This window comes from Novosphingobium pokkalii, from assembly GCF_014652855.1.
Taxonomy (GTDB): Bacteria; Pseudomonadota; Alphaproteobacteria; order Sphingomonadales; family Sphingomonadaceae; genus Novosphingobium; species Novosphingobium pokkalii.
The window spans coordinates 19,886-42,059 of the sequence record NZ_BMZP01000009.1 but is presented as its reverse complement, the minus strand read 5'-3'; the positions used below and the strand labels follow the sequence as shown (position 1 = coordinate 42,059).

The 22,174-nt window shown below is 66.3% G+C and carries 12 protein-coding genes; 9 read left to right on the top strand and 3 right to left on the bottom strand.

Annotation, left to right across the window (positions count from 1 at the left end):
* Positions 1 to 66: 66 nt before the first annotated feature.
* Positions 67 to 1,287, bottom strand: coding sequence for an MFS transporter (locus IE191_RS11250; protein ID WP_191324456.1), 1,221 nt, complete (start codon positions 1,285 to 1,287; stop codon positions 67 to 69).
* Between the two features lie 124 nt (positions 1,288 to 1,411).
* On the opposite strand from IE191_RS11250, the gene IE191_RS11245 reads away from it, so the two are divergent.
* The 5 genes from IE191_RS11245 (at position 1,412) to IE191_RS11225 (ending at position 7,483) form a co-directional block, all read left to right on the top strand.
* Positions 1,412 to 2,524 (top strand): Gfo/Idh/MocA family protein, encoded by a 1,113-nt coding sequence (locus tag IE191_RS11245; protein ID WP_191324571.1) that lies wholly within the window; start codon positions 1,412 to 1,414, stop codon positions 2,522 to 2,524.
* A 28-nt stretch (positions 2,525 to 2,552) separates the two neighbouring features.
* Positions 2,553 to 3,605 (top strand): sugar phosphate isomerase/epimerase family protein, encoded by a 1,053-nt coding sequence (locus tag IE191_RS11240; protein ID WP_191324455.1) that lies wholly within the window; start codon positions 2,553 to 2,555, stop codon positions 3,603 to 3,605.
* A 113-nt stretch (positions 3,606 to 3,718) separates the two neighbouring features.
* A complete protein-coding gene (locus tag IE191_RS11235; protein WP_191324454.1) occupies positions 3,719 to 4,336 on the top strand; it encodes a gluconate 2-dehydrogenase subunit 3 family protein in 618 nt (205 codons plus the stop codon).
* Positions 4,337 to 4,394: 58 nt separating this feature from the next.
* Entirely contained in the window at positions 4,395 to 6,080 is a 1,686-nt protein-coding gene (locus tag IE191_RS11230; RefSeq protein WP_191324453.1) for a GMC oxidoreductase, read from the top strand.
* Positions 6,081 to 6,082: 2 nt separating this feature from the next.
* A complete protein-coding gene (locus IE191_RS11225) occupies positions 6,083 to 7,483 on the top strand; it encodes an MFS transporter (protein ID WP_191324452.1) in 1,401 nt (466 codons plus the stop codon).
* A 45-nt stretch (positions 7,484 to 7,528) separates the two neighbouring features.
* Here the strand turns inward: IE191_RS11225 and IE191_RS21035 are convergent, their stop codons facing one another.
* On the bottom strand, positions 7,529 to 11,311 hold the full coding sequence (locus tag IE191_RS21035; protein WP_229815263.1) for a GH39 family glycosyl hydrolase: 3,783 nt from the start codon (positions 11,309 to 11,311) through the stop codon (positions 7,529 to 7,531).
* A gap of 190 nt (positions 11,312 to 11,501) precedes the next feature.
* On the opposite strand from IE191_RS21035, the gene IE191_RS11215 reads away from it, so the two are divergent.
* On the top strand, positions 11,502 to 13,388 hold the full coding sequence (locus IE191_RS11215) for a sialate O-acetylesterase (protein ID WP_191324451.1): 1,887 nt from the start codon (positions 11,502 to 11,504) through the stop codon (positions 13,386 to 13,388).
* An 11-nt stretch (positions 13,389 to 13,399) separates the two neighbouring features.
* Here IE191_RS11215 and IE191_RS11210 read toward each other — a convergent pair whose 3' ends face one another.
* The gene (locus IE191_RS11210) at positions 13,400 to 15,850 is read right to left on the bottom strand and encodes a glycoside hydrolase family 3 protein (protein ID WP_444544241.1); all 2,451 of its coding nucleotides are present in this window, start codon (positions 15,848 to 15,850) and stop codon (positions 13,400 to 13,402) included.
* 122 nt (positions 15,851 to 15,972) lie between these two features.
* Here IE191_RS11210 and IE191_RS11205 point away from each other — a divergent pair, with 122 nt between their 5' ends.
* The 3 genes from IE191_RS11205 to IE191_RS11195 all read left to right on the top strand — a co-directional run bounded on the left by IE191_RS11205 (position 15,973) and on the right by IE191_RS11195 (position 22,174).
* Entirely contained in the window at positions 15,973 to 17,037 is a 1,065-nt protein-coding gene (locus IE191_RS11205; protein WP_191324449.1) for a LacI family DNA-binding transcriptional regulator, read from the top strand.
* A gap of 534 nt (positions 17,038 to 17,571) precedes the next feature.
* Positions 17,572 to 20,580, top strand: coding sequence for a TonB-dependent receptor (locus IE191_RS11200; RefSeq protein ID WP_191324448.1), 3,009 nt, complete (start codon positions 17,572 to 17,574; stop codon positions 20,578 to 20,580).
* A gap of 100 nt (positions 20,581 to 20,680) precedes the next feature.
* Positions 20,681 to 22,174: a tryptophan halogenase family protein gene (locus IE191_RS11195; protein WP_191324447.1), complete on the top strand. Its 1,494-nt coding sequence runs from the start codon at positions 20,681 to 20,683 to the stop codon at positions 22,172 to 22,174.

The window sequence follows — 22,174 nt, the reverse complement described above, 5'->3', positions numbered from 1 at the left end:
CAATTGGCGCCTGCGCCAACATGCCAGTCACACCCCTGCCACAATCCCGGCCGGGGCCAGAGCAGCTCAGGCGGGCAGCGGCATGGGCTGCCGCCGCATGGCTAGCAGCGCGCCCATGGCGGCAGCGACAAGGGCAATGGCTCCGGCGGCGAGGAATGCCATCTGCATCGAGCCGAGCGTGCGGGCGGCCAAGCCGACCAGGATCGGCGACACCGCCTGGCCCAGGAAGAAGCAACTGGTCCACACCCCCATGCCGCGCCCGCGATGGCGGAACGAGAACTTGGTCTGCGACCAGGCAATCAGCGCCGGAACCGCCATGCCCGCGCCGGTCTGTTGCAGCACCAGCGCCACCTGCATCTGCACCACGTTGTGCGCCAGGCCCACGCCGCCCAGGCCAAGCGCGAAGAACAGCAGGAAAGTGGCGATCTGCACGGCGTTGCTGTAGCGCGAAACGATGCGGAACAGGATCGAGCCGGCCAGGATGAAGAAGCTGGGCACGAACGTGGCCTTGCTCACTGCCATCGGATTGGTCACGCCCACTTCGGCCCAGGCGATGCTGCCGTTCACGATGAACACGTAATAGAGCATCGAGCAGAACAGCGTGAGGCTGCCCACCAGGATGGCGGTCGCCATCGGAAAGCGCTCGTCCGACGCGGCGGTGGCCGCCGCGGGCCCCACCGTGGCGGCCTGCTGATCGGGGTGGCGCGGTTCGAAGATGCACAGATACATCGCCACGAAAATCGGCAGGGCGACGAGATAGACCAGGAAGCTGCCGTTCCAGCGCCAGGCCGCCACGGCGGCGACGAGCAGGAACACCAGCGACTGGAACAGCGGGCCGACCAGGCCTTGCAGCATCAGCCAGGTGCGGCGCTCGCCATCTTCCCAATAGTCCGCAATCAGAGTGTTCACGATGGTCAGGATGCCCGCTTCGCATACGCCGAGCAGCAGGCGCGAGGCGAAGATCACGTCAAGGTTTTCGAGGAAGAACGGCAACGTGCCGACAATGCCGTAGAAGAACGTGCAGGCCAGCAGCAGCGGACGGCGGCCGAATCGATCCACGAACAGCCCGGCAAACGGCGCCAGCACGGCGATGGCATAGCCCGGTGCGGTCACCATCGCCGGCACGCGGATCGCCGCGTCGGGCACGTCCTTGAAATGCTGGATGATCGCCGCGACCACCGGGAACATCGCGATGATCGCGAAGACCGGCAGGAAGCCGGCCACGATCATCGTCGCGCCTTGCGGTTTGAGCGTGAGCGAGGCGTAAAACTTGCGGGCAAGCTGCATGCGATATTCTCCCGTCGGGGCCGTTCAGCCGCGGCCGTTCCTGCTTGACGGCAGGTGCCCTATCAAACTAGAATCAGTATTACAAACGAAACCGCGTGGGGAGAGTGTGTTGCGACGTCTGAGGATGGGCATGATCGGTGGCGGGCCCGGCGCGTTCATCGGCCCGGTGCATCGCTATGCAGCGGAAATGGACCGTGAGATCGAACTGGTCGCCGGGGTCTTTTCCAGCGACGCCGGGCGCAGCCTGGCTGCCGCCGATGCCTATCGCACCGATCCCGCGCGCGCCTATCCCACGCTGGAGGCGATGTTTGCTGCCGAACGGGCGCGGCCGGACGGCATCGATTTCGTCACGATCGTCTCGCCCAACCACCACCACCTGCCCGCCGCGCGCGCCGCACTCGCCGCGGGCCTGCCGGTGATGACCGACAAGCCGCTGACCGCCACGCTGGCGCAGGCGCACGAACTGGCCGGGCTGGTGCGCGCGGCCGGCCTGCCGTTCGGCGTGACTTATACCTATTCCGGCTATCCCCTGGTGCGCGAGGCGCGTGCCCGCATCGCGGCCGGGGCGCTGGGCGCGATCCGCAAGATCGTGGTGGAGTATCCGCAAGGCTGGCTGGCCGGGGAAGCGGTGGGCAAGCAGGCGGAATGGCGGGTAGACCCCGCACGCGCCGGGCTGGGCGGCTGCATCGGCGACATCGGCGTTCATGCATTTCACCTGGCTGAATTCATCAGCGGGTTGAAAGTCACCCATTTGCTGGCCGATCTCGGCGCGGTTGTGCCCGGCCGGGCGCTGGACGATGATTGCACTGTGCTGCTGCGGTTCGCCGGTGCTGACGGTAGCGCCGCGCGCGGCGTGCTGTTGGCGAGCCAGATCGAAGTGGGCGAGCGCAACGGCTTGCGCATCCGCCTCTATGGCGAGAAGGGTGGGCTGACCTGGCGCCAAGAAACGCCCAACGCGCTGGAATGGGCGACCCTCGATGGCCGCCACGAGATCGTCCATGCCGGGGGCGGCCTGCTCGGCCCCGATGCCCTGGCGCGCACGCGCACCCCGGCGGGCCACCCCGAGGGCTATCTGGAGGCCTTTGCCAATCTCTATCGCGATTTCGCTGCCAAGCTGCGGGGTGAGCCGGCCCCGCTGCTGCCCGGATTGGACGATGGCCTGCGCGGCATGGCCTTCATCGCCACCGCTGTGGAAGCCAGCCGCGCGGGTGCCGGCTGGGTACCCCTGACTGTCTGACGCATACCGTTTCAAGGAGGCTTTGGCCATGAAGACCATCAAGGGACCGGGCGTGTTCCTGGCCCAGTTCGCGGGCGATGCCGCGCCGTTCAACAGCCTGGACGCGATCGGCAGCTACATGGCCGGGCTTGGCTACAAGGGCGTGCAGATTCCCAGTTGGGACAAGCGCCTGTTCGATCTGGACCTGGCGGCGGAAAGCCAGATCTATTGCGACGAGGTCACCGGCCTGCTGGCCGACAAGGGCCTGGCGATCACCGAGCTGTCCACCCATCTCCAGGGCCAGCTCGTGGCGGTGCATCCCGCGTTCGACGCGCAGTTCGATGCCTTTGCCCCGGCCGCGGTGCACGGCAATCCCGCCGCGCGCCAGGCCTGGGCCGTCGAGCAGGTGAAGAAAGCAGCGGTGGCCAGCCGGCGCCTGGGCCTTGCTGCCCATGCCACGTTTTCTGGCGCGCTGGCCTGGCCCTATTTCTATCCCTGGCCAGCGCGCCCGGCGGGCCTGGTCGAAGATGCGTTCGACGAACTGGCGCGGCGCTGGCGACCGATCCTGGATGTGTTCGACGAAAACGGCGTCGACGCCGCCTATGAAATCCACCCCGGCGAAGACCTCCACGATGGCGCCACCTTCGAGATGTTCCTCGATCGCGTCGGCCATCATCCGCGCGCCACGATCCTCTATGATCCCAGCCATTTCGTGCTGCAATGCCTGGATTACCTGGCCTATATCGACATCTATCACGAGCGCATCCGCTGCTTCCACGTCAAGGATGCCGAATTCCGGCCCAACGGCCGCAGCGGGGTCTATGGCGGCTATCAGGGCTGGGGCGATCGGCCGGGCCGCTTCCGTAGCCTGGGCGACGGGCAGGTCGATTTCCCGGCGATCTTTGCCAAGATGGCGCAGTACGACTTTCCCGGCTGGGCCGTGCTGGAATGGGAATGCGCCCTCAAGCATCCCGAGCAGGGCGCGGCCGAGGGGGCGCCGTTCATCGCCCGCCATATCATCCGCGTGACCGAGCATGCGTTCGACGACTTTGCCGCCGGTGGGGCCGATCGTGCGCTCAATCGCAAGCTGATGGGGATATGAAGTTCCCATCGGCGCCGCATGGCCAAATGATCACTTGACAGTTCATAAATAGAATAACAATTCGTCTTTTAAATTGGCCCGGTGCACAAGGGGCCACGTCAAAGCGAGGATGCATGACCGAAACCGCCGACATGGGATGGCAGCGCCGTGATTTCCTGGCCGGGCTTGCCCTGCTCGGGCTGGCCGTTGGCCCGGCGGCCGCCGTGGTGGCCGCCACCAAGGCATCTGCGGCCAGCCAGCCAGCGCAGCAGGCCCTGATGCGCGATGTGGCGCAGATCGTCATCCCGCGCACGGATACGGCGGGCGCGGGCGATGTCGGCGCGGGCAGTTTCGTGTTGCTGGCACTCGAGCACGGGCTGGAAAACGCGCACAAGCCGGTGACGGAACCGGCACTGGCGGGCTTTGCCGGTGCCGATGGGCGGTTCGATCATCCCCGCTGGCTGGCGCAGGAACTGGACCGCCGCACCGGTGGCGATTTTGCCCGTGCTGCCCCTGCTGCGCGCCGGGCGGCGGTGGCCGGGCTTGACCGCGATGCCTTTGCCCAGGTGCCTACCGCGCAGCCCTGGCACACGATCAAGAACCTCATCCTGATCGGTTACTACACCTCCGAAGTCGGCGGATCGCAGGAACTCCAGTACGAGCTGGTGCCCACGCGCTTCGATCCCGACCTGCCGATGACGCCGGCCACGCGCGCCTATTCGAGCGACTGGACGGCAATCGACTTCGGCTGACCGCGGTGCCGCGCGAAAAGCGGTGCGATACCAAGAATTTGACGGACAGGATTTTCCCATGGATTTCGACGCGATTGTGGTGGGCTCGGGCATCACCGGCGGCTGGGCGGCCAAGGAGCTGACGCAAGCCGGGCTCAAGGTGCTGATGATCGAGCGCGGCCGCGAAATCCGCCACCAGCAGGACTATGACACCGAAACCAAGGCGCCCTGGGACATGCCGTTTCGCGGGCAGGGCGATACCGCGCTCTACGAACGCGAATACCCGGTGCAGATGCTCAACCGCCATTTCACCGAGTTTACCGAGGGCCACTTCGTCAACGACGCGCAGAACCCCTACCAGACCACGGACGATACCGATTTCACCTGGTTCCGCAGCTATCAACTCGGCGGCCGCTCGCTGACCTGGGGGCGCCAGTGCTATCGCTGGTCTGACTATGACTTTGGCGCCAATGCGCGCGACGGGCACGGGACGGACTGGCCGATCCGCTATGCCGACTTGGCCCCGTGGTATGACAAGGTGGAAAGCTTTGTCGGCGTATCCGGGGCGAAGGAAGGCCTTGCGCAATTGCCCGATGGCCAGTTCCAGCCGCCTATGGCGCTCAACGTGGTGGAGCAGCACACCCGCGCCGAGATCGCCAAGCGCTGGCCCGAGCGGTGCCTGACCATCGGCCGCACGGCCAACCTGACCGAAGGCAAGCCGGACGAAGGGCGCGCGCCTTGCCAGTATCGCTCGATCTGCGCGCGCGGCTGCTCGTTCGGTGCCTATTTCTCCACCCAGTCCAGCACCCTGCCGGCAGCGACGGCGACCGGCAACCTGACCGTGATCACCGACGCGGTGGTCGAAGCGGTGGACTATGACCCCGCCACGCGGCGGGCGCGCGGCGTGCGCTATTTCGACACCAAGACCCGCACCCACAAGACCGCCAGCGCGCGGCTGGTGTTCCTGAACGCCGGCGCATTCAATTCGGTGCACGTGCTGCTCAATTCCGCCAACGAGGCCATGCCGCAGGGCCTGGCCAATTCCAGCGGCGTGCTGGGCACCCATATCATGGACCATGCCAACACCTTGTCGGCAGCAGCGATCATGCCGGGTTTCGAGCGGCACACCACGTTCGGCAACCGCCCAACCGGGATCGTCATCCCGCGCTATCGCAACATGGACCGCATGGATGGCATCGGCCACACGCGCGGCTTCTCGTTCCAGGGCGGTGCGCTGCAAAGCACCTGGACCCAGGGCAAGCGGCTGGAAGGCGTGGGCGAAGACTACAAGGCCACGCTGCGCCGCCCCGGCCCGTGGCGCATGGTGCTGGTGGCCTTTGCCGATTGCGTGCCGCGCGCCAGCAACCGCCTGACACTCGACCGCAGCAAGACCGACGCCAATGGCCTGCCGCAGCTCAAGATCGAATTCGCATATGGCGCGGAAGAACATGCCGCGCTGGCGCAGGCCAAGGTCGAAGCCGCCGAAATGCTCACGGCGGCCGGTGGCCAGGTGATCATGGGCTTTGACCGGCCGGGCGCGGGCGGCAGTTCCATTCACGAAATGGGCGGCGCGCGCATGGGCCGCGATCCCAAGACCAGCGTGCTCAACCAGTGGAGCCAGGCGCATGACGTGGCCAACCTGTTCGTCACCGACGGCGCGCAGATGAGTTCCTCGGCCTGCCAGAACCCGTCGCTGACCTATATGGCCCTCACCGCGCGGGCGGCCGATGCCGCCCTATCGATGCTGCGCGAAGGCAAGATCTGATCGTGCGCGATCCCCAAAGCCTGACGCACCGGCAGAAGACGCTTGCCCTGGTGACGCTGATCATCGCCCTGGTGCTGGAGATCGTCGACATGACGATCGTCAACACCGCGCTGCCGGCGATCAAGGCGAGCCTGGGCGCCGATGCGCAGGCCTCGCAATGGATCGTGGCGGGCTATTCGCTGGCCTTTGCCGTGCTGCTGATGGCCGGCGGGCGGCTGGGCGACACGTTCGGCTATCGCCGCATGTTCCTGTTGGGGGTGACCGGGTTCACTCTGGCATCGGCGGCCTGCGGGCTGGCCCATACCGGCACGGCGCTGGTCGCCGCGCGCCTGTTGCAGGGCGCGACCGGGGCGGTGATGGCGCCCCAGGCGATGGCCATGGTCCAGGTCATGTTCGCGCCGCTGGAGCGGGTTTCGCGCATGGCGCTGTTCGGCGTGATCGGCGGCCTTGCCGCGATTGCCGGGCCGGTGCTGGGCGGCATCCTGATCGAGGCCAACCTGTTCGAGCTGGGCTGGCGCGTGGTGTTCCTGATCAACCTGCCGGTGGGCATCGGCGCGGTGATCGCCGGCCTGCTGTTCCTGCCCGAGGCGCGCTCTGGCCGGCCGGCGGGCTATGACATCGTGGGCATGGTGCTGTTCGGCCTGGCCATGGCCGCGCTGCTCCACCCGCTGATCGGCGCGGCGGAAAGTGGGCAGGTGGGTGGCGCACTGTGGCCACTGCTGGCCGTGGCGCCGCTTGGCGCGCTGGCCTGGCGCCACGCCGGCCAGCGCGTGCGCGCGGGCAAGCCGGCGCTGTTCGATCCGGCGCTGTTCACCATTGCCAGCTTTCGCCAGGGCCTGGCGCTGTCGATCGTGTTCGGCGCGGTGGGATCGGGCTTCCTGCTGGTGTTTGCCTTTGCCATGCAGGCCGAACGCGGCCAGACGCCGCTGTTCACCGGCCTGCTGCACATGCCCTATGGCCTGGGCGCGATGTTCGGCATCGGGGTGATGAGCCGCAACCTGCTGCCCAGGCTGGGCCGCTGGGTGCTGGTGATGGGCGCGGGCGTGATGCTGCCGGCCACGGCGCTGGTGCTGTGGGGAATCACGGCGGTGCACCTGCCCTGGCTGGTTGTCGGCCTGGCCCTGATGCTGGCGGGTGCGGGCATGGGGATGACGGCAGGCTGCCTGGGGCCGGTGGTGGTCTCGCGCGTGGAGCGCGACCATGCCGGGGCGGCCAGCGCCTTGCTCAAGACCAGCCAGCAGTTTGGCGCTGCGCTCGGCGTGGCCCTGGTCGGCAGCCTCTATTTCGCCGCCGGATCGCGCCATTTCGCGCCTCCGGCGCTGGCCGCGCTGGCGGTGATCGCCACGCTCCAGGTGCTGTGCATGGGCGTGGCCTGGCGCCTGCCGCACAAGCTGTTTGACTGAACCGGAAGGCGGCACGGGCCATTCCCGCGCCGCCTTCCGAGGGTATCAGCCCTGCGGTTCGAGCGTGGCGAGCGTCACGTCGTTGCTGTGCATCGGGACTTCGCGCACCAGGGTGCCATCGGCGCCGACGGTGACGGTCTCTGTCGTTTCAGGCTTGTCCTGCGCCTGGGCCTGGAGGCTGGCCAGTTGTGCCGGGGTCAGCTTTTCCGGCGCACCCATGTCGATATAAGCGGAATAGGCATCGTTGGCACGATAGCCGGTGCGGCGCAGGGTGTAGCGATAGCGGCCCGGCGCGAGGTGGCTGAATGCCAGGCGCACCGGCGCGGACGGGGCATTGGGCACCAGCTTGCCATAGAAGCTGCGGTTGCTGGTGGGTTGCACCGGTTGCTGGAAATCCCAGACCACCGCCGCCACCGTGTTGCCCTGCGCGGCGATCCAGCTTTGCCGGTCGGCCGAAGGCACGCTGTGCCCCTGCAAGGCGTGGAGGTACTTGTAGGCAAACCATGCCGGCTTGCGGATGCCGTCCTTGGTCATCAGGCCAAAGCCGCCATGGAATTCGGTGGTGGGCGGCCCCGGCTCCTCGAACAGGTCGGAATAGACCCAGTAGCTCATCCCTTGGGCGGCGCCCTGCACGCTTTTCAGCTTGGAGAGGATGTAGGGCGCGCTGATGTAGGAATCGTGGACCAGATCGCGCGGGGTGTAGCTGGTGCTCCATTCGGTGAAATAGAGCGGCAGCCCCGGAAAGGCGGAATTCTCGATCTGCTGGCGCACGCGCAGCACGTCGTCGGTGATCGCGCCGGGCGAGGGATCGAGCTTGGTGTCGTCCTTGCCCATTTCATCCAGGAAGCCGCCGTTGACGCCATAGGTGTGGGTGGTGACGAAATCGATCGTGCTGCCCTTCTGCTTCACGAAGGCGAGCAGTTCGGGCACCCAGGCTGCCCCGGCGGTGGAGGGGCCGCCCACCTTGAGCGCGGGATCGATCGCCTTGATCGTCTGCGCGGTGAGCAGATAGAGATCGAAATAGGCCTGCTGGTCGGCCTTTTCCCAGAAACCGGCCAGATTGGGCTCGTTCCACACTTCGAAGAACCATTGGCGCACGTCGTCCTTGCCATAGCGCGCGATCATGTGGCGCACGAAGGCATCGATCAGGTCGCGCCACGGGCCGGGCTGCGGGTGCGAGGTATTGCCTTTCCAGTAAAAGATCGTCTGGTCCGACGTCTTGAGCGCGTCGGGCGTGAAGCCCAGCTCGACAAACGGGCGCAAGTGGCGCGCCTTGAGATCGTCATAGAGCGCATCGATCGCGGTCCAGTCGTAGACGATCTTGCCGTTGACGCGCTTCACCGTGCCCAGGGCATCGTGAAAGATGTCGTGAAAGCGGATGGTGCGAAAGCCGAGTTCCTCGCTGGCGATCTTGAGCTGCGCCATGTTCTCGGGCCGGCGCAGCGTGCCGGGATAGTCCGAGCCGATCGAGAGGTCGAAGAAACGATCGACCGGCCCGCCATCGCGCGCCACGTCGATGGCGATCTGGCGGGTTGGCGCGGGGCCGACGGGTGCTGCTGCGGCTGCAAGCGGCTGGGGCAGGGGCTTGTTCGCCGGCATGCCGACCATCACGCCGCGCCCATGCGGCGCCAGATAGAGCGTGCCGGGATCGAGCATGTCGCCGGCAATGGCGCGCAGCGTGCCAAACTGCTGGTCCGGGCTGTTGATCCGCACCCAGTTGGCGCCGGCATCATCGGATCGCCACAAGCCTTCCTGGCCTTCGACCTTGCCCCACAGGAACACCGCGGGATAGCCATCCTTGACCACGGGCGCGCCAAAGCTGACGAGCCAGGCTTCGGTTACCTTGCGCACCTGCGTGACCTTGGTCTTGCTGTCGGGCGAGTGGAACAGCCCCATCGGCATGGCCAGCCACAAGTCGCGCAGGCGGCCGGGCACCACTGCCAAGCTGGCCTGTTGCCAGCTTTCCACCTTGGGCAGGCCTTCGATCAGCGGCTTGAAGCTGGCGCCGCCATCGCCGCTCGCCAGCACGCTGGAACTGGCCTTGTCATAGACATAGAACAGCCCGTCGCCGGTCTTGTCGGCCACGGGAAGGTACGATGCGTCGCTGCGCGCGACGATGCCGGTTGATGGCTTCCAGTTGCGGCCCATGTCGGTGGACACATAGAGGCCGTCCTTTTCCGGCGCCCAGACCAGCGTGGTGCCCTTGGCGGAAATCGCCGCCACGCCCGGCCCGCGCCAGCTCTCCCCGGCGGCGGGCTGGCGCCAGGCCGATCGCTCGAACGGCGTCCAGGTCAGGCCGCCGTCGGTCGAGGTATAGCCATGGGTGGGCGCGCGATCGGCCAGGCGCACCAGATGGCCGGGATTGGCACCGGCATAGTCGATGCTGAAATTGGTCTCGTTGGCCGGAGTGAACAGCGACTTGCGCGGCGGCGTGCGGGCGAGATCGTCCCAGCCCGCGCCGGCCACGTCGCCAAAGGCCGCCAGCAGCGTTGCGCCGCCGGTGGGCGACACCATTTGCAGCGTGGCCGCTTCTTCCAGGTTGGCCACGGTGAAATCGAAATCCACCGGCTGGTCGGCCTTGGCACTGGCCAGGTTGCGGCTGATCCACAGGCCATAGCCGGTGCCATAGATCATTTCGTCCGGCTTGAACGGGTTGAACTTGAGATCGGCCACCCAGTGGCCCATCCGGTCCTCGCCCTTCAGGTAATCGACCAGCCAGGGATAGCCCTTGGGGCTGTGACGCGCCCGCGTGGACAGCGCGCTCCAGTGCGCGCCGCCATCGCGCGACAGATAGATGTCATCCCCCGGTGCCCAGCGGTCGATCGTCGAGACCGCCAGCGTGCCGTCGCTCGACAGGTCGATGCCGGAAAAGCCGCCCAGGAGGCCGGGCGCCGGGGGCTTGGGCGTGATCTCGTGCCAGTGGCCATCCTTGCCATCGCGCTTCCACACCGCGCCGGTCTTGACGTTGGACGGGTTGAGGCCGCTGGCCTGGTCACCGCCGGCGAACGTGACATAGGCACTGCCATCGGGCCCGAACACCATGTGTTGCGGGACCATCGCCGGCAGGCCCGGCACGGGCGCAAAGCTGGCGCCGCCATCATGGCTGACCACCAGCGCGCCCGAGCCGTCGGTCGATCCCGCCCAGACCTGGTTTGCCACGGCCGGATCGGCGGCGACCAGGCTGAAGCCGGTGATGCCCGCGCCGGTGCGGGCAAAGCTGCGGCCGCGATCGGTGCTTTTCCACAAGCCATCGCGGTTGGAGCCGAAATAGAGCACATCGCCGTTGCGCGGATCGACGGCCAGGCGCTCGCCCGAGCCACGCCCATCGGAATTGCCGCCCACGCCGATCGGCAGTTCGGTCTTCTGCCAGGTGCGCCCGCGATCGTCGGAGCGCAGGATGGCGCCCTTGCGGCTCCATTGCGACAGGTAGAGCCCGGTGGCGGCATAGACGCGATCCGGGGCATTGGGATCGACCGCGAAGCTGAGGATGCCCATCAGGTCGCCATCGTCCTTGCCCAGGTGATCGAGCAGGGGAATCCAGCGCCGCGCTTCGAAATCGTAGCGATACATGCCGCCGATGTCGGTGCGGGCATAGAGAATGCCCGGCGTGCGTGGGTGATAGAGGAACCCGTCGACGAACCCGCCCGCGCCGAATGGCACGGTCTGCCAGTGATAGGGGCCGCTGGCGAGCGGGGTGGCGGGGGCAGGGGCCGCTGCGGGAGCCGGTGCCTGCGCCTTGGCGGGCAGGGCCAGGGGCAGCGTTGCGGCCAGCGTCAGGGCCGAGGCCATCGTGCGCCAACTGGTCGTGCGGATATGGATTCCGGGCATCGCAAGCTCCTTCCCTGGCCGGCCGGTCCGCAGGGCGGGCACGATGCGCGGCTTGTTTTCGTTTCCTTGCGGCAAGACATAAATTGCGCTCGAAATGCCGTCAAGATAGCGCTAACAATACTCCGAGAAACAATTGCCCGCGCGCCATCGATGTGGTGCGGGGCGTGACTGAGAGGAGCCCGAAACCGCCATGGTCCTTGTTCCCATTTCCGCGCGCGCGGCGCTGGCGAGTGCCGTTGCGCTTGGCGCGGTTCCGCTGGCGGCACAGGCAGCGCCCTTTGCCCTGGCCCCGGTGCTGACCGACAACGCCGTGCTGCAACGGGGCGTGGCAGTGCCCCTGCGCGGCACCGGCGAGCCGGGCAGCGTGGTTCACGCGCGGCTGGATGACGGCGCGACGCTTGATGCCACAGTCGCGGCTGACGGCACCTGGCAGATCGCGCTACCACCGCAAGCTGCCGGGCCGGGCCATGCCCTGCATTTTGCCACGTCCACCGGCCAGCAGGCGCAGCTTGGCAACCTGGCCTTTGGCGACGTGTTCCTGTGCTCGGGCCAGTCCAACATGGAATTCACGCTGCGCCATGCGACGAATGCCGATGCGACCATTGCTGGCAGCGCCAACCCGGACATTCGCCTGTTCAACGTGCCCCGGCAAAGCAGCCTGACGCCGCAGGGGCAGTTTGGCGCGCCCGTCGCGTGGGCGCCCGCCGGGCCAGCCAGCACGCCCGATTTTTCGGCGGTCTGCTATTTCATGGGGGCGGATATCCAGGCCACGCGGCACGTGCCGGTGGGGCTGATCGCGGCGTCATGGGGCGGGTCGATCATCGAGGACTGGATGTCACCGGCGGCGCTGCGCCAGGCCGGCGGCAACGAAGAGGGCCTGCAACTGCTGGCCCTGCGCGCGCGCGATCCGGGCGCGGCCGAACAGGCCTGGACCGGCAAGGTCGCCGCCTATTTCGCGCGCACCGCAGGCAAGGGGCCGGGGCGCCCGGCCGACGTGAGCAAGCTGTGGGAACAGTGGGGCGATCCGGCCTATGCCCAGTTCGATGGCACGGCGACCTATACCGCCACCGTGCAACTGAGCGCGGCGCAAGCCAAGGCCGCCCGTGCGCTGCGCCTGGGCGTGGCCGACGATATCGACCAGACCTTGGTCAACGGCCGGACCGTGGGCGCTTCGGTCGGCTGGAACACGCAGCGGCACTATGCGCTGCCGGCAGGCAGCCTGCACGCGGGCGTGAACACCATCACCGTCCATGTTCTCGATACTGGTGGCGGTGGCGGGCTGCATGGTGACAAGCCGCCCGCGCTGGAACTGGCGCAGGGCGAAGTTTCCTTGCCGCAATGGCGCGTGGTGCAGGGCGCGCGGCTGGGCACGGCGGGCAAGATCCCGATGCCGCCGTGGATCGCGGCGAGCGGCTTGACCACGCTGTACAACGGCATGATCGCGCCGCTGGGCGATATCCCGCTGGCCGGTGTGGCCTGGTACCAGGGGGAATCCAACGCGGGTGATGCAGTGGGCTATCGCGGCCTGCTGCGCGCCCTGATCGCCGATTGGCGCGCGCGCTTTGCCACGCGGCCGTTCGGCATCGTGCAGATCGCCGGCTATGGCGCGATGGCGCCAGGGCCGGTCGATGCGTTCTGGCCGAAAATCCGCGAGGCGCAGCGCGATGTTGCCGCCGCCGATCCGCAGACAGGCCTCGCCGTGACGATCGATGCGGGCGACCCGGACGATATTCATCCTACCCGCAAGAAGCCGGTTGGCCATCGCCTGGCGCTGGCGCTAGCAGGCAAGCCGGTGGCCGCCTTGCCCGTGGCGCAGCGCAGCGAAGGCCAGGTGCGCCTGCGCTTCAACCGCCCGTTGCAGGTGATCGGCGATGCCGTGCCGATCGGCTTCGAGCTGTGCGACGCAGGCCAGCATTGCCGCTATGCCTCGGCGCGTCTGGACGGCGCCGACACCGTGGTCCTCCCGGTGCAGGCCGGAGACGCCACGGTGCGCTATCTCTGGGCAGACAGCCCGGTGCCCAACCTGTTCGATGCAGATGCCAGCCCGCTCAGCCCCTTTGCCATGCCCCTGCCGTGAGGTGAAAGGACTCAGTCCTTAGGGCAGACCTGGCCGCTCGGATCGCCCGACAGCCGCGCTTCGGCCAGGGCAATGGCAAAGCCGCCGTGCGCGGCAAGGCCGAACACCTGGTCGATCTTGTCCACCTGAAGCCCGCGCGCGGCAAAGCACGACAATGGCACGCGCAGCGTGTGCCATTGTCCGTCAGCGGGTGCGATCACGCCGTTGAGCGGCACGCTGGCGGTCTTGCCCTGCGCGCCCAGTTCCAGCGCCACTGGCCCCTGCGGCGCCTGGTCCACGCGATAGGTCACCTGCATCACCATCTGCGCGTTGACTTCGCGCATCCAGTTGAGCGGGGCGCCGGTGACGCGCGCGGCGCCGCCTTGGCCCGGTGCCCAGGCCAGACGCAGCGCGCCTTCCTGGATGGTGGCGCTATCCACCTTGCTGGCGGCGATGCCCGGCGCCAGGCTGAGCCGGAACGGGGCCGGTGCCGCCGCGCGGCTCAGGAACAGCGTGGTATTGGCCGCCCCGGCATCGAGCCCGGGCGCTTCGTCCAGTCGGCCGACACGGCCGCCCTTGGCATAAGTCAGCCCATAGCCGAGCGGGAACAGCGGATCGTAGCCGGGCTTGCCCTGGTTGAGCGTGAATTGCCCAGCAGTCTTGGGCCAGGAAAACGACAGCGTGCCGTGGAAATCGGTGCGCGGCTTGCCATCGGCGGTGCCGACCAGCACATCGGCCACGCCGCCGCCCTCGCTGCCCGGTAGCCACGCCGCGACAAAGGCGTCGGACTGGTTGAGTTCCGGGTTCACCCACAGCGGCCGTCCCGACAGGAACACCGAAACGGTGGGGATGCCCGCCGCGCGCAGGCGCTTTAGCAGGGCCAGCGCCTGCTTGTCGCCCGACTGGAATTCCAGCGTCTTCACATCGCCCACGCCTTCGGCATAGGGCGTCTCGCCAAACACCACCACGGCCACGTCGGGCTTTTGCGTGAAGCGTCCGTCCGGGCTCAGCGTGGCGGTGCCGCCGGCGGCCTGCACCGCTTCGGCCAGCCCGGCATAGATGGACTGCGCATGGGGAAAATCGGCGTTGGTATTGCCTTCGCCCTGCCAGCTCAGCGTCCAGCCGCCCGATTGCAGGCCGATATCGTCGGCCGCTGGCCCCGCCACCAGCACGCGGGCCTTGGCGCGCAGCGGCAGCACGCCATCGTTCTTGAGCAGCACCAGCGATTTGCGCACCGCTTCGCGCGCAATGGCGCGGTGTTCGGGCGAGCCCATCACGCGCGCGTCGTCGGCCAGCGGGCGGGCGGGATCGAACAGGCCAAGGCGGAATTTCACGCGCAGGATGCGGCGCACGGCATCGTCAACCCGCGCCATCGGGATCTGGCCGGCGCGCACCTCGCGCACCGTGTTGTCGAACAGGCCTTTCCAGCCGTCGGGCGCCATGGCCATGTCCAGCCCGGCGTTGAAGCTGGCCGGGCAATCGTCCTTGGCGCAGCCGGGCACTTGCGCGTGGCCGTTCCAATCGCCCACGACAAAGCCGGTAAAGCCCATGCGCTGTTTCAGCACATCGGTCAGCAGGCTGCGGTTGCCGTGCATCTTCTGCCCGTTCCAACTGTTGAACGAGGCCATCACGGTCATCGCCCCGGCGCGGATGGCATTGGGATAGCCCGCGTTGTGGATCGCGATCAGTTCGCTTTCCGGCACTTGCGTGTTGCCCTGGTCGATGCCGTCGCTGGTGCCGCCATCGCCCAGGAAATGCTTGACGCTGGCCGCGACGTGCCCGGTCTGGATGCGGTTGTCGGCGCCCGGTGCGCCTTGCAGGCCTTCCACCATGGCCCCGGCATAGGCGCGCACGATCTCCGGCCGTTCGGAATAGCCTTCATAGGTGCGGCCCCAGCGATCGTTCTGCGGCACGGCGAGCGTGGGGCCGAACGCCCAGTCGATATCGGCTGCGGCGGTTTCCTGCGCGGTGGCCTGGCCGATGCGGCGGACGAGATCGGGATCGTGCGCCGCGCCCAGCGCTATGTTGTGCGGGAAAAGCGTGGCCCCAACCACGTTGTTGTTGCCATGCACCGCGTCGATGCCGAAGATCAAAGGGATCGGCACATGACCGGGGCGCGCTTCCATGGCGACGGCGCGAAACGCGCGGGCGGTGCCGACCCACGGCCCGATCGGCGAACGATCGGGCGCATCGAGCGGCGGCGTGCTGCCACCGGCCAGGATGCTGCCGAGCGGATAGCGGCGCAGGTCTTCGGGGCGGATAGTGGAGAGATCGGCCTGGATCATCTGGCCGATCTTTTCCTCCAGGCTCATGCGCGCGAGCATGGCGGTGATCTGCTGTTCCACCGCCGGATCGGGGCGCAGCCCGCTGGTGACGGCGGGCCACTGCGCGGGATGCGCCACTTGCGCCTGCGCGGGGCTGGTGCCGATGGCGCAGGCCAGCAGGCTGGCGACGAAGAGTTTGGTCTTGCGGGTCATCCTCATCCGATCTTGATTGGACGGCGCGCGTCCTGGCCGATATTTTCCGTTAGGTAGCGCTACCAACAACCGCTGTGCAACCCTTGTTTTGCTTGCATGGCAGTTTTGCCAAGCGTAGGACCGCTGGGATGACAGAGCAGGACAATGGTCGCGCGAAGCGGGGGCAGCGCAGGGGAGCGCGCGGGCCGACGGTGGCCGATGTTGCGCGCCTGGCGCAAGTGTCGCCGATGACCGTGTCGCGCGTCGTCAACAATGATCCCAAGGTGCACGATACCACCCGCGCCAAAGTGGAAAAGGCCATCGCCGAACTCGGCTATGTGCCCAATCTGGCTGCGCGCAGCCTGGCCGGCGGCCGGCAATGCCGCATCGGCCTGCTCCATTCCAACCCGAGCGCGGCCTATCTCAGCGAATTCCTGGTCGGCTCCACCGAGCAGGCCAATGCGATGGGCGCGCAATTGCTGGTCGAGCATTTCGAGGAAGAGGCCAGCCGGGACGCGCTGGCGGCCAAGCTCCTGTCGCACCGCGTCGATGCCGTGCTGCTGCCGCCGCCGCTCTCGGACGACGTGCTGCTGCTGGAATGCATCAACCGCGCCGGCATGGCCATGGCCCAAGTGGCCACGGGCGCGCCGTCTCCGCTGGCCCATGCCGTGACCATCGACGACGAAGCCGCCGCCTATGCGCTGACCACGCGCCTCGTCGGGCTGGGACACAAGCGCATCGGCTTCATCGGCGGCGCCCCCAACCAGACCGCCAGCGCCCTGCGCCGCAACGGCTATCGCCGCGCGCTCGATGTGGCCGGGATCGATGCCGACCGGCGCCTGGAAACCACCGGCGACTTCACCTTCCGCTCCGGCATGGATTGCGCCCTGGCCCTCCTCGCGCTGGAAGAGCGGCCCTCGGCCATCTTTGCCAGCAACGACGACATGGCCGCCGCGACCATCGCCGCCGCGCACCGCATGGGCCTTGACGTGCCGCGCCAGCTTTCCGTCTGCGGCTTCGACGATACCGCTTCGGCCACCAACGTCTGGCCCGAACTCACCACCGCGCGCCAGCCGGTGGCCGACATGGCCCGCGAAGCGGTACGCCTGCTGGTCGACAGCGTGTTCGACGCCAAGGCGCGCACCCCCCGCCACGTGCGCGTGGATTTCTCGCTGGTGCTGCGCGAGTCCGATGCCTCCATGCGCGCGAGCTGAACCAGCTCTGGCGGTGATGGCAACCTGGCGGTGGGCGGCCTGGCCCGTGGCGGGTAATCAACAGTATCAGGTTCTCAGCCATGCTGCGCGAAAAGAACCTTCGCGACCGTTGCTGCAAAGCCACACTTTTTGGCGCTGGTTTAGCGCTCTCGCAATGGTCGGGTGGTTATGATGCGTTGCACCAATCGTGCCGTCAAATTGCACTGATCTCATTGATATTATAAATATAAGTGATTGAATTATAATCATTGATGCACGGCGGCAAAATGTTGCCGTTTCCCTGCCGCCGAAGTCTGCGGGCGTGCGCGGCGGCCTGCGTTGCAAAATGTTGATAATGGGATTTGCGAATCATGATGTAAAATGGTAGCGTTACCGCAGATGATTGGCTCCGTAACGTAGAGTCATCCGGAGAGGCGCCAGGGGAGGGAACTTCTGATTTCATGCCATGCGACAGCCATCCCGCAGGGATAGCGCTGGCATCATCTATCTGAAAAAATCCAATTTATTCCAAATATCGCTTTACTGGGAGGGGTTATGCACGAAGTGTTTGTGCGCAGCACGCGTCGCAGCACGCGCAAGATCGGTTTTCTCGTCACGTCCAGCCTGGTGATGGCTGCGTCGCTTGCCGCTGGTACGGCCCATGCGCAGGAGGCGGCAAAAGCCGCTGCCGATGCCACGGCTGACAAGGCTGCCGCCGAAGAGCCGAACGTGCCGTCGATCATCGTTACCGGTATCCGTGGCTCGCTGAGCAACGCGCTCAACACCAAGCGCAATTCGCAAGTCATCGTCGACTCGATTTCCGCGCAGGATATCGGCGCTCTGCCGGACCGCACCGTCTCCGAAGCGCTTCAGCGCGTGCCTGGCATCACGATCCAGCGTACCGGTGACGTCAACACTCTGGAAGGCAGCGACCCCGGCCGCGTGCCCGCCGAGGGCGGTGGCGTATTCATCCGCGGCCTTTCGTGGACGCGCAGCGAAATCAACGGTCATGACGTGTTCTCGGCCAACAGCGGCCGTGGCCTGAGCTTTGAAGACGTCTCGCCCGACCTGATGGGCGCGGTGGACGTGTACAAGACCCCTTCGGCAGACATGGTGGAAGGCGGCATTGCCGGCATCGTCGATCTGCGCACGCGCAAGCCGCTCGATTCCAAGAACTTCATCGCAGTTTCGGGCGACTGGAACTATGCCGACAAGCGCAAGGAAGGCTTCTTCTCCGGTAACGCCGTGATCAGCCACCGCTGGGACACGCCCGGCGGCACGGAAATCGGCCTCCAGCTTTCTGCTTCCACCGGCAAGACCGGCAACCGCACCGACGCGGTCCAGACCGGTTCGATCAGCACCACCACGCTGACCTCTGCACAGTCTGGCCTGCCGGCCGGCACCACCGTGGCTCTGCCGAGCGGCCTCGGCTATCGCTCGGTAGAATGGACGCAGGTGCGCCACTCCTATGATGCGGTCTTGCAGGTCAAGCCCTCGTCCAGCCTGCTGTTCACCTTCGAAGGCATGATTGCCAAGGTGACCCCGCGCGACACCGAAAATGCCGTGCAGATCAACGATCAGTACGGTGGCTTCAACCTCGATCCCAGCTTCACGTTCACCGGTCCCAACCACACCCTGGCGACCGGCACGTTGACCAACGCGCAGCTCGTCTATGACACCCGCGTGGGGCAACAGGACAAGGTCACGCGCGAATTCTATGGCAGCATGTTCTGGACGCCGACCGACCACCTGACGGTGAGCGTGGACGTCGATCACGTCAATTCGCACGCCAGCGTCTACAGCATGACCGCTTTCGACGGATTCGGCCTCAATGGCAACCGACCGACCGTGGCGTTCGATCTGACCGGCAAAACGCCCAGCCTCAAGTTTACCGAAAATGGTCTGAGCCTGAGCGATCCGGCCAACTATTTCTGGTATGCTGCCATGCAGCACAACGAAAACAACCGCGCCTCGTCGTGGGCGGAACGCGCCGACGTGACCTATACGCTGGATGAAGGCAGCTTCTTCAAGGCGTTCAAGGTCGGTCTCCGCAACACTGCCAAGGATCTGGTCACGCAGTCGACCAACTACAACTGGGGTCTGCTGAGCACCGCCTATTGGGGTGGCGGTACGCCGGTCTATCTAAACCAGGATCCCGGCAACGTCGGGCTGCCGGGCCAGACTTCGCAGCTCAAGTTTGGCAGCTTCATGGGCGGCAACGTGAGCGTTCCGGGCGGTTGGTTCCCCTCGGTTGGCCTGCTCGACAAGGGCGCGGCCAATGCCTACAAGTATCTGGTGACCACCCAGGGCGGAAATGGTGGCTGGTCGCCGCTGACGGACGATGCCTTCAACGGCAGCGCCGGCTCGAACAACGCCTATGGCACCAACACCCAGACGGAAAAGACCCTGGCCGGCTATGCCATGGCCCGCTTTGGCGACGAAGGCGGTCTGCTGGGGCGTTTCGATGGCAACATCGGCGTTCGTGTGATCCGCACGCGAACCACCGCTGTGGGTGCAATCTTCCTGCCCACGCTGAGTTCCGGCTCGTCCAACTCGCAGACTGCCAGCAATTGTATCGCGCAACATGGCGCCGATGCCTGCGCTGCTCTCGTGGCGGCGGCAACGTTCGTTGGCGATGGCAGCAAGACTCCGGTCGATGCCCGCAACAGCTACACGGACGTCCTGCCCACGTTCAACTCGCGCTTCTACCTCAACGACAAGACCATCCTGCGTTTTGCGGTGGGCAAGGCGATCTATCGTCCCAGCTTCACCGATCTTCAGGCGAACCAGACTTACAACTTCAGCTTCCAGACGGACGGTTATACGCCGGCGGTAACCGCGCCGCGTACTCTGACGGGCGGCAACCCTTACCTCAAGCCGATCCGCGCGTGGAATTTCGACGCCAGCTTCGAATACTATTTCGGCAAGGCCAACGCCGTGACGTTCGCCGCGTTCTACAAGGACGTGACGAACTACATCAGCCCGCAGGCTTCCACCGTCACGCTGACGCGCAACGGGGTGACTCAGGATTTCCAGGTCAACATTCCGGTCAATGGCGGGCATGGTACGATCAAGGGCTTCGAGGCGGGTTACACCATGTTCTTCGATAGCCTGCCTGGCGCGCTTTCGGGGCTTGGCTTCAACGGCAACTATACCTTCATCCAGAGCACCGGTGGTCGCAACCCGTCCAACCCGCAGCTCTCGCCGGGCAGCCTGCTCCCAGGCAACTTGCCGATGCAGGGCCTGTCCAAGCATTCCTTCAACGCTGCCTTGCTCTATGAAAAGTATGGGGTTTCGGCGCGACTGGCCTATAACTGGCGCTCGGAATACCTCGCCAATGCAAACGGCGCGAATGTCAACCAGCCGGTCTGGAACGAAGCCTATGGCCAGTTGGATGGATCGTTCATCGTCGACGTGAACAGCCACCTCAAGGTCGGCGTCCAGGCGCAGAACCTGCTCAAGGCCAAGACCTATATCGACGTAGGCCCGGCCAGTCTGCACCCGCGCTATGCCTGGGAAGAAACCGACCGCCACGTCGCCTTCCTGGTTCGCGCGAAGTTCTGATCGCGCGGGCGTCTTGCTCCACAGTCCCGGCTCTGGTTAGATTGCATCTCTGCTGCCAGCAGAGATGCAAGACCAGGGCCGGCACGGTGAAGAGGGTTCGATGAACGAGGCAGCCATCCGATCGATCACCATCCTGGGCGGTGGCACGGCCGGTTGGATGGCAGCCGCGCTCCTGGCCAGGACATTCGATCGCCAGGCCATGCGCATTACGCTGGTCGAGTCCGAGGAAATCGGGATCATCGGGGTCGGTGAAGCCACCGTGCCGCTGTTCCGCCATTTCAACGAAACCCTGGGCGTGGACGAGCACGCTTTCCTGCGGGAAACGATGGGCAGCTACAAGCTGGGCATCGAATTCTGCGATTGGGGACGGATCGGCAACACCCACTTTCACGGCTTTGGCGATTACGGCGAGCCGATTGCCGGCGTTGCCCCCCATCACCACTGGCTGCGGCTGTCGCGTGCCGGCGATACTGCGTCGATCGACGACCATTCCGCCCCCTATGCCTTGGCGCAGCGCGGCAAATTCGCTCCGGCCGATCCGCGTCAGCCGCGCTACGCGCATGCCTATCATTTCGATGCCGTACTTTATGCGCGCTATTTGCGTGGCCTAGCCGAAGGATGGGGCGTAACGCGCGTGGAAGGGCGGGTGGTGGACGTCCCGCTCGATCCGCAAACCGGACATATCCGTTCGCTTGTTCTGGCCGATGGGCAGGTGGTCGATGGCGAGTTCTTCATCGATTGCACCGGCTTTGCAGCCGAACTGATCGGCAAGAGGCTGGACACGCCCTATGTCGACTGGTCGCATTGGTTGCCGTGCGACAGCGCGATCGCCGTGCCATCAGCGCGCCACGACGCGCCAGCGCCGTTCACGCGCTCGACCGCTCTGGCCGCAGGATGGCAATGGCGCATTCCTTTGCAGCACCGCGAGGGAAATGGCATTGTCTATGCCTCTGCCCACATGGCCGATGCTGCGGCCGAGGCGGCCTTGCTGGGCAGCCTCGGCGGGGCGCCGTTGGCCAATCCCCGGCGTTTCCGCTTTACCGCCGGCCGCCGCGAAGCGTTCTGGCGGCGCAATTGCGTGGCCCTGGGCTTTGCCAGCGGGTTTCTGGAGCCGCTTGAATCCACTGGTATCCAGTTGATCCAGAACGGCGTTGGCCGGTTGATCGAATTCTTTCCCGATCGTCATTTCGATCCGCGCTTGGCTGCCGAATACAACCGCGTGTGCCAAGTGGAATGGGATCGCATCCGCGATTTCATCATTGCGCACTATTGTGTGTCGCAACGTGCGGAGCCGATGTGGCAGGCGGCCCGGGCGATGGTTCTGCCCGACACGCTGCGGCACAAGCTGGAAACCTGGCAGGCCAGTGGCAAGCTGCCGCTGCTTGATGGCGAATCCTACATGGAGCCGAGCTGGGTTGCGATCCTCTTGGGCAATGGATTCCTGCCGCAGCGGCACGATCCGCTGGCGGAACGCCTGCCGCTCGACATGGTGCGCGCCCATATGGACCGCCGCCGCGAAGACCTTGTTCGCCTGGGCCGGTCCGCACCCGACCATCGCTTTTACCTTGATCGTCATTGCCGGGCTGCGGCCTGA